This window comes from Micromonospora sp. NPDC005087, from assembly GCF_042872965.1.
Lineage (GTDB): Bacteria > Actinomycetota > Actinomycetes > Mycobacteriales > Micromonosporaceae > Micromonospora.
Map to the genome: position 1 here is coordinate 1 of NZ_JBIALB010000053.1, position 8,897 is coordinate 8,897.

General features: G+C 67.9%; 9 protein-coding genes and 2 pseudogenes. 9 read left to right on the plus strand and 2 right to left on the minus strand.

Annotated features, from left to right (window positions below):
- Positions 1 to 305 precede the first annotated feature (305 nt).
- The 5 genes and pseudogenes from ACFYPS_RS36375 to ACFYPS_RS36395 all read left to right on the plus strand — a co-directional run.
- Positions 306 to 482: a hypothetical protein gene (locus ACFYPS_RS36375; protein ID WP_387330984.1), complete on the plus strand. Its 177-nt coding sequence runs from the start codon at positions 306 to 308 to the stop codon at positions 480 to 482.
- 574 nt (positions 483 to 1,056) lie between these two features.
- The gene (locus ACFYPS_RS36380) at positions 1,057 to 2,484 is read left to right on the plus strand and encodes a DEAD/DEAH box helicase (RefSeq protein ID WP_387330987.1); all 1,428 of its coding nucleotides are present in this window, start codon (positions 1,057 to 1,059) and stop codon (positions 2,482 to 2,484) included.
- 196 nt (positions 2,485 to 2,680) lie between these two features.
- Positions 2,681 to 2,884 carry a cold-shock protein gene (locus tag ACFYPS_RS36385; protein ID WP_210908447.1) on the plus strand — a complete coding sequence of 68 codons (204 nt, stop codon included), beginning with the start codon at positions 2,681 to 2,683 and terminating at the stop codon, positions 2,882 to 2,884.
- Positions 2,885 to 2,898: 14 nt separating this feature from the next.
- Complete coding sequence (locus ACFYPS_RS36390) at positions 2,899 to 3,024, plus strand: hypothetical protein (protein WP_354968777.1); 126 nt, start codon at positions 2,899 to 2,901, stop codon at positions 3,022 to 3,024.
- Between the two features lie 44 nt (positions 3,025 to 3,068).
- Positions 3,069 to 3,293 (plus strand): annotated as a pseudogene (locus tag ACFYPS_RS36395) (methyltransferase); the annotation flags it as partial.
- 20 nt (positions 3,294 to 3,313) lie between these two features.
- Here ACFYPS_RS36395 and ACFYPS_RS36400 read toward each other — a convergent pair.
- Positions 3,314 to 4,453, minus strand: coding sequence for a helix-turn-helix domain-containing protein (locus ACFYPS_RS36400; RefSeq protein ID WP_387330991.1), 1,140 nt, complete (start codon positions 4,451 to 4,453; stop codon positions 3,314 to 3,316).
- 133 nt (positions 4,454 to 4,586) lie between these two features.
- Complete coding sequence (locus ACFYPS_RS36405; RefSeq protein ID WP_387330994.1) at positions 4,587 to 5,000, minus strand: NUDIX domain-containing protein; 414 nt, start codon at positions 4,998 to 5,000, stop codon at positions 4,587 to 4,589.
- Positions 5,001 to 5,117: 117 nt separating this feature from the next.
- Here ACFYPS_RS36405 and ACFYPS_RS36410 point away from each other — a divergent pair, with 117 nt between their 5' ends.
- The 4 genes and pseudogenes from ACFYPS_RS36410 to ACFYPS_RS36425 all read left to right on the plus strand — a co-directional run bounded on the left by ACFYPS_RS36410 (position 5,118) and on the right by ACFYPS_RS36425 (position 8,742).
- Positions 5,118 to 5,936, plus strand: a complete 819-nt coding sequence (locus tag ACFYPS_RS36410) for a TauD/TfdA family dioxygenase (protein ID WP_387330997.1) — start codon at positions 5,118 to 5,120, stop codon at positions 5,934 to 5,936.
- A 113-nt stretch (positions 5,937 to 6,049) separates the two neighbouring features.
- Entirely contained in the window at positions 6,050 to 6,247 is a 198-nt protein-coding gene (locus tag ACFYPS_RS36415) for a hypothetical protein (RefSeq protein ID WP_210918302.1), read from the plus strand.
- A 559-nt stretch (positions 6,248 to 6,806) separates the two neighbouring features.
- Positions 6,807 to 7,236, plus strand: a pseudogene (locus ACFYPS_RS36420) (DDE-type integrase/transposase/recombinase); the annotation flags it as partial.
- Positions 7,237 to 7,923: 687 nt separating this feature from the next.
- Positions 7,924 to 8,742 (plus strand): transposase, encoded by an 819-nt coding sequence (locus ACFYPS_RS36425; protein ID WP_387331001.1) that lies wholly within the window; start codon positions 7,924 to 7,926, stop codon positions 8,740 to 8,742.
- Positions 8,743 to 8,897 lie beyond the last annotated feature (155 nt).

Here is an 8,897-nt window from a genome sequence, read left to right on the forward strand (position 1 = left end):
CTACCCGAACCCGCGTGGATCAACAAGCCCGACGACGAGCCGACTCAGTCAACGAACCCCTGAACCACCCGCCCCGAAAAGGTTGACACCTTCCGCCCTGCGGGCATTGCCTTCCTGAGCGGATGTCCGGCGAGCGCATCCACGGACCGATCGAAGCGATTCAACCGCGCGCCGACGGCGACCACCTTCGACTCCCTCGGCGGACGTACCTCCCAGCCATCCAGTCAGACCCAAGCAGGTCATGTCATGAGCTGTTCGACTCTCATCGCCGGCGCCGAGACGGGCCGCGCCTACACCGTGCGCCGTTGCACTGGGCGACCACCCCGACCGGGGGCACGATGGGTGCGGCGGTCGCGGGTCGCGGCAGCACCCTCGACTGGGACACGTTGATCGGGATGGCCGACGCGAAAATGTATGCGGGCAAGGCCGAGCGGCGGTCCGCCGCCGCCCCAATTGCTGGTCCAGTCGTGGAGAGGTGCTGATCCAGCTGATCCACCTGCACAGGACGTCGGTACCTACGACGCGTCGAACCGACACCCGGGGTAGCCTTTACTGACTGGGCTCCGTGCCGTCGTGATGCCTAACGAGCGGGCGATGGGCGCCGGTCGTCGGCTTCCGGTCGGGGTCACCCTCGAGACGGAACGGGGTGCGCAGGCGGGTCATCGCAGCCAAGCTTGCGTCAACGGCAGGTGTGTGGTCGAAAGGCGCATCTGCTCCCGGTGCTTCACGGAACAAATTCGAGTCATGCGCGGTTACATCAGTCAAGAACTGCTCCAAGTTTGCGCGCCAACGCCCGACCCACCCGCTCGCACATGCAAGCCGGGTGCGGAAAATGAGCGGGGCGCATCCGGCCGCTCGCCGGGGGGCGTTTGGACGCTCGGCCCGTCGAACCCTAACCCAAAAAGCCATCGTGTACGGCCTGGGCCGGGGCGCGGGTAGATTGATCAACCGGTCCGCCGGTTCCGACCACGGCCTGCATTTGATGTCGACCACCACGCGCCGCGACCAATCGGTCAGCGCCGTGCAGCGCGACCCCTTCCACGTTCGGAGACTCCCATGGCGGCACGCCGCGCCAGCAAAACACCCCTTGTCACGCCCACCTCCTTCGCTGACCTCGGCGTGCCCGGCCGCCTGGTCGCCGCGCTCGAGCAGGCGGGCATCAGCACGCCATTCCCGATCCAGGCCGCGACGCTCCCGGATTCGCTCGCCGGACGCGACGTGCTCGGTCGGGGCCGCACGGGTTCGGGAAAGACATACGCCTTCGCTCTCCCGATCCTCGCCCGGCTCTCGGCCGCCATGTCTCCACGGCTGCCCGGCCGCCCGCGCTCGCTCATCCTGGCGCCCACTCGCGAGCTGGCGACCCAGATCGAAGCGGCGATCGCACCGCTGGCCACCGCGCTGTCGCTGCGGACCCTGACGATCTTCGGCGGGGTGAGCGCGCGGCCACAGGTCGGTGCACTGCGTGCCGGGGTCGATATCCTCATCGCCTGTCCCGGCCGGCTCGCCGACCACGTGTCGACCGGCCACGCAATCCTCGACGCCGTCGAGTTGACGGTGCTCGACGAGGCGGACCACATGGCCGACCTGGGCTTCCTGCCGGTCGTACGGCGACTCCTCGACACGACACCGCCCCGCTCCCAGCGGCTGCTGTTCTCGGCGACGCTTGACGCGGGCGTCGATGTCCTCGTGCGGCGGTACCTCTCCAACCCAGTCACCCACAGCGTCGACTCAGCGATGTCCCCGGTCGCCGCGATGACCCACCACGTGCTCCGGGTGCGTCACGATGATCGGCTCCCCGTCTTGATCGACCTGACGGCCGCCCCGGGGCGCACGCTCGTGTTCACCCGCACCAAGCGGGGCGCCAAGAAGCTGACCAGTCAACTGGTCGCCTCGGGCGTGCCCGCCGTCGAGCTGCACGGCAACCTGGCGCAAAACGCCCGAACCCGCAATCTGGCGGCGTTCTCCGCCGGCGACGCCCGCACACTTGTCGCGACCGACATCGCGGCGCGCGGTATCCACGTCGACGATGTGGCTCTCGTGATCCACGCCGACCCTCCGGCCGAGCACAAGGCATACCTGCACCGCTCGGGGCGGACCGCGCGTGCCGGAGCGAGCGGCACCGTCGTCACCCTGATGACCGACGACCAGGTCACCGACGTGCGCGACCTCACCCGCCAGGCCGGCATCAACCCGACGATTACCCGGCTTGGCCCCGGTGACTCGCTGCTCACCGAACTCGCCCCGGGCGAGCGCCGCTTCGTGACGCCTCCCGTAGCGACGACGGCGCCGCATCACCGACGAGGCCACAGCGCCACGGGGCGCCCGGATCCGCGCACAGCGACGGGCGGATTGACCGCCCGCGCGGCGCGCGGGACAGGCTCGGAAAGTCGTCGGGCGAGTGCCGCGGAAACCACGTCCGCGCCACGGGGCGCCGCGGCGTTCTCTTCCGGCACACGGGTTGGTAGCCGGCGCGGTCAGCGCTGACAGCGAAGACACCGCGCGGGCGCCGCCCCCGTGCTAGCCTCACCGGGTTGCAGCCTTCGGTTTGTCGCATACTTTGCCAGCGCCTGGTGGGTACCTAACCCGCCAGGCGCTCTTTGTTCTGCCGGTTCTTCCGGACCAGCAGCGACGACAACCGAGGGCCCGTACATGGCTCCATCAGCTACTCAGAGGAGAAGACATGGCATTCGGCACAGTCAAGTGGTTCAACGCGGACAAGGGTTTCGGCTTCATCGCGCAGGATGGCGGCGGCGCTGACGTCTTCGCCCACTTCTCCGCCATCTCATCGAGCGGGTTCCGCAGCCTGGACGAGAACCAGCGGGTCGAGTTCGACGTCGAGCAGGGCCAAAAGGGCCTTCAGGCCGCCAACATCCGGCTGGTCTGACGTTTGACTCCGCCGTGCGTGGCGACGAGGCCTCGCCCGTCGCCACGGCGGTGGCTGAGACCACGGACCGGCGAAAGCCGATCCGTTCCGACACCGCGGTCCTGCCCGGCCTCGAACCGCTGGTGCTGCACGCGCTGTAAGCCCCCGAGTCGCGGCCGGGACCGCCAGCACCGACCGGCTCCGGCTGGCCCTGGTGCCAGAGGTGCGACTGGTCATAGCCGAGGACGCGATCGTCCTCTGGGCCCGGCTCGAAGCCGAGGCGGGGCACGTCCTCCCGCCGCCGTTCTAGGCGTCGGCCTGGACCGGCGGGCAGAGTCTCGCGCGTTACATCCTCGATCACCCGGACACCGTGGCCGGTCGCCATGTCCTCGACCTCGCAACCGGCTCCCGACTGGTCGCTATCGCCGCGGTGCACAACGCAACGCGGGATTATGGTGCCTGGATGCCGGCCGGGTTGGGCTCGGGGACGCGGAGCCTGTCCAGCGCTTGGCGCGCGAGCTCCCCGACAGCGGGAAGATGCGACGTGCAGGCCCGGAGGGTGCGCTGGATCTGGTGAGGTAGGCGGTGCTCCTCGGCGATGGCGATGGCAGCCTGGAACGCCGCTTCGGCTTGGGATGTGCCGCGGCAGGCCAAGAGCACTTCGCCGGTAGTGACGTGGAGAATCGCCTGCCATTGCGGTGGCATCGCGGTGGTGGACATACGGTGGCGATCGAGCAGGTCGGTGGCCAGGTCGTGTCGGCGTGTGTGAACCAGCCCGCGCAGGTGCACTTCATGGAGGGCGTGAAGGCTGGTGAGTCCTGTGCCGGGTTTGGCGTCGACCAGTTGCCCGGCGCTGGTGATGGCGTGGTCGAACAGGACGGGGTCGCCGAGTTCGCCGGCGGCTCGGGCGAGCTGTACCAGGGCGGCACCTCGGTCGGGATCAGGCACCAGTTCGACTGAGCGTCGAAGTCGGGCAACGGCGGCGTGGTGCCGTTCGACCTTGCGCAGCTCGTTGCCGTGCACGCGGAGGGTGAAGGCGATCAGGTCCTGGTCGTGGAGGTGTTCGGCCAGCCACAGCGCCCGGCCGGTCCAGCGGGCGGCACTGACCAGTCGCTCCTCGGGCAAGACGTAGCCGAGTGAGACGCCGAGTTCGGCGCGGGCACGTGCAAGCAGGAGCATCACATCCCGCTCAACATGTCCGTCGGCGACCCGGCTCTCCAAGCGGGTGACCAGCGGCCAGAGCTCGTTGACGGCTTCGGCGCCGCGCCCGGACTGCCGTGCGATCGCGGCGAGGCGGATAGTCGACTCGCCGAACTGGAGCATCGCGGTGAAGTCGGCGTCGTCGGGGTCGCTCACCCCGAGCGTGTGCGCAGGCACGCCGAGGTGGCGTGCAATCCGTAGCCGGGTGGCGACATCGCTAATCTCCCGCCGCCCCGTTTCGATCATCGAAATGTACGTCGCGTCGTAGCCGAGCAACTCCGCAAGACGTCGTTGGCTCACTCCGGTCGCGGCCCGGTAGGTGCGAATGATGACCGCGAGATCGCCGCTGGCCAGCGCGGCCCGTGCGGTATCGCTGGTCCACAACCACAAGGCCGAGCCTCCGTGGCGCTGGCCAGGGACTGGCAGGGCGGCACCGGCGATGGCGTGGCACGCCGGGCACAGCGGCGACGCACTCCAGCGGCCGACCCTCGCCTCGCAACCGCCGCACTGCATCGTCGGTCGCCTACATGACTCGGGCACTGAGTTTGGCGTACCAGGTCGTGATGGACCTCTTGTACCCGTCTGGCATGCGCAGCGCCGCGACCTCGGCCTCGGTGAACAGGCCGACTTCCTTGTGCTCGTGGCTGACGACCGGATCGGCGTCGGTGCCGAGGTGGCAGCCGTACGTGATGATCAGGACATTGACGTCGTCGCGGATGTGGTACTGCCAAGCGTCCAGCAGCGGTCCAGAGGTCACCTGCCAGCCGACCTCCTCAACGATCTCCCGGGTCACGCAGTCGGCCGGTTCCTCACCGAGATCCAGCTTCCCGCCCGGCAGTTCCCACTCGTCGCGCTCGTTGCGTAGCAACAGCACGCGGCCGTTGCGAACCACGACGCCCTTCACGGAGACAGGGAACAGGTGCGGCTGGTAGCTCATCCGGATTCCCTCCACTGGTGCAGGACCTGGACCGTCCGGAACGTAGCACGGTCATTGCTCGCTAAGGGCGGCTCGGCATTGACAATCCGTCACTTGATCCATGCGGTAGGTGCGACCATGGTGAACGCCGACGAGCAATTCGCCGGAGGTGACCAGATGCCCGACGTTGACGGCCTGCCCCACGTGGACTTACGCGACCCGGACAGCACGGCTCGCATCCTGAGTGGCCTCACCAGGCACGGCATCACCATCTTCCAGGGCGGAATCGAACGGGACAACCTGCTCTATGCAGCCCGGTCACTGATCAGAATCCGCGAGCACCGCGACAGCGACTCCGATGGAGTGACCACCATCGCCCAGCGGCTAGCGTCCGAAGACGGAAAGACCAGCCTCGCGGGCTTCACCGATCGCGAGCTGTTGCCCCACACCGAAGGATCCGCTGTATGCCGGCCACCGCGCGTCCTGATGCTCGCATGTCTTCGACCGGCGCAGACCGGTGGACGCAGTCATCTGGTGGACGGTCGCGACCTCTACGACGAGATCGCCCGCGCCGAACCCGCCATACTCGCGGCGCTGTCCACGCCCCGATCCGCGTACTTCGGCGGAGGATCCGGCCACCTCGGCGCGGTCTTCCAGCAGACGACCGAAGGCCGGATAGCCGTCCGGCTGCGCCTCGACGAGCTTGCGCGTTTCGCGCCGATGGTCGCGCTATATATCGACCGGCTTCGAGCGCTTGTCCAGCAGCAGATCATTCCAGTTGACCTAGGTGAGGGCCACGGCTACATCCTGCTCAACGACCGCTGGCTCCACGGCAGAACCCGCTTCACCGGCGACCGCATGATGCTGCGCATCATCGGTGACCCGATGTCCACCTACGCCCTACCGAGCGGGTTCTGTCCAGCAGAGGCTCCGCAACCGGCCAAGCGGGCCACGTGACGTCCGTCGATACCACATCACCACCTCGCCCACTGTCTGCGGCTCGCAGAGCCGCGCCCGCCCGACATCGACCGAATCAACGATGCCGACACCGGCGTTCTGAAGGGCACTCCATGAACCTGATCTCGATCGCGGCCATCAGCGCTGCGCTTGTGCTCGGATTCCTCGCCGGGCTGCTCGCATTCAAGCGCTCGCTGCAATGGTGCCGCACCTGCGGTGCATCCCTAAGCTGCCCGGAATGCACCCGGCCGCTACGCACAGAGTCGGCCAAGCAGATCGCGATGCGCGAACCGGGAAATCTACGTCCATAACCCGTCGGGCGATTCCGCGTCCGGTCGACGCCCGCGTGCAAACGGCCAGCCAAGTTCGGCCTCGAAAGCGCTGCCAGGAGCCGGAAGCATGAAATCACCAGCAGGAGGAGCGCAACGTGACCTTCTTCGAGGAGACCCGCCGGCGGCAATCAGAGACGACGTCGGCCGAGCAGATTGTCTCCTACACCGTGGCCCTGGAGCGTAGACACCGATCGGTGTGGTCACGGAGGAAGGTCAGGTCAGTCGGCCTCTGCGGCGGTGGACGGCCCTGCCGGTCGAGACACCGCATACCGAGCAGACGAGGGCACTGGCCCGGTGAGGCGTCATGACCACGCACGGACCGGTTCTGCCGATCTGGACCTGCGCCGGGTGCGGTGCCCCACGGCCCTGCCGCACACGACGCCACGAGCTGCGAGCCGAGTTCGAAAGCGCTCCCATCTCCCTCGCCCTGTATATGGGCTCCTGCATGGTTGCTGCGAGCCAGGACATGGGCTGGGCTCCCGCTGGTCTACTCCATCGCCGGTTCCTGGGGTGGCTGCGATGACCGCATCCCGCTCTAGGTGTGTGGCGTTACGTGTACTGAACGGTTGACCAGTACGGCCAGGTCTACGACGTGCTCATCTCGGCCCGCCGCGACGCCGATGCGGCACGCCGGTTCTTCCGCCGGGCGCTGTCGACGTTGAAGGTGACACCGAGCGAGGTCGTCACCGACGCCGCGCCGTTCTACCCAGAGTGCTCGACGAGCTGATCCCGCAGGCGTGGCACCACGTCGAACGGTACGGAACAATCCAATCGAGGCCGACCACAGCCAGCTCAAACACCGGTTGAGACCGATGCGCGGACTACGAACCGACAGGACAACGCAGGTGATCATCGCTGGACACGCCTTCATGCAGAACCTACGACGTGGCCACTACGAACTCGCCGTCGATGCCCCGCCGGCAACGCGGGTGTCGACGGCATTTGCTGAGCTCGCCCAGGCGATCTGACCTCGGCCCCCACCCGGGGTACAACGCGTTCATCGATCCGGCAACCAACAGGACCGGCTGGGGTCGGGGTCACACACATGGCGGCGGGTGGCGGTGATGGCGGCGATGGGTTTGCCGCGGTCGGTGTGTTGGTGGTCGGACAGTAGGCCGGCGACGGCGCGGATGGTGGTGTCGAGGCTGTCGCGGCGGCCGAGGTGGCGGGTCAGGCTGCGCCAGGCGTGCTCGACGCGCACCCGGCGGCGGGCGTGCTCGCTGGGCTTGGCGTAGTTCGGCGATGCCGGGCAGATGTTCCAGGGCGGTTGCGGTAGGCCATCCCGTCTGCCATCGACCCGGGCAAGCCGAGCAGACCACCGCCCGACCCGCCATCGTCCGAACCTGTGTCAAGGTCCGCTTGACGTGGCGGGTCGGGCGGCGGCCCGCTCCCAAGCAGGGCGGGTCGACGGCAGACAGTGAGGATGGTGGGGTGGGTCGCCGGGCTGGTCTGACTCACCGGCAGACCGACGGTTGCTGTCCTCATCCCGATTCGTCGGCCAGCTCGGTGGCCCCGACAGCTGCATGTCACCGGCCAGGCGTCGTGACCTGATAGGAGCCTGTGCGAGAGGCGCCCACCACTGTGTTGTCCGCATCGCCTAACCGGTGACGTGTCCACGAATCTCGACGCAGACGAGAAAGGCGGACCTCACCAGCATGGCAGCCAAGAAGCGAACTCTCATCGGTGGTGTCGACACCCACCGCGACACCCACCACGCCGCCGTCATCGACAGCACCGGCGGCCTCCTGGGCGACACCGAGTTCCCGGCAACCACCGCCGGCTACGCCGATCTGCTGGCCTGGATGCGCTCCTTCGGCCGGGTAACTGCCGTGGGAGTCGAGGGCACCGGCAGCTACGGCGCCGGCCTGGCCCGCTACCTGACCAGCAAAAAGATCGCCGTCGTGGAGGTGGACCGGCCGGACCGCCGAGCTCGTCGCGCACAGGGCAAGTCCGACCCGATCGACGCTATCGCCGCCGCCCGGGCAACCCTCGCTGGCACCGCGATGGGCACGCCGAAGACCCGCACCGGGCCGGTCGAGGCCATCCGCGCACAGGCCCCACTTCCGATCGATGATCCTCATAACGGATCGTTGATCATGCCGACAAGCCGGGCGCAACAAGGCGCCCGACACGCCCCCATGGCGGGCAGGATGGACGCCATGCCGGCTATCCCCGAGTCCACCATGACGTCCCTGGCGCAGCGGCTACGCGCGCACGCCCGCGAGAACTGGCCGCAACTGGCCGCGGTGCACGTGCGTTACCGCGCCCAGTTCGCCTACGTCGAAGGCGAACTCGGCGACGGTGAACGGCTACCGCTGATGCGGCTGCGCTACGGCGGATCCGCCCACCGCTGGGGCACCGCCATCTACGCGGCCAGCACGAACAGCTACGAAGACCAGATCTGGTTCAGCCGCAGCACCGAAGAAGCCTTCGACCTGGTCTGCGACCTACACGTACGACCCACCACCCCCTGACCACCAACCGCACGCCAGACCCTGAACCGTCAACCCCCGAAGGACTTACGGCACGGACCACTTAGAGGGCATCTCATGCGACTTTGATCTGATACACGCTGTTGATGCCCTGCCGGCCCCTGCCTGTCCGAGCCGTGATCATCTATACATGACGA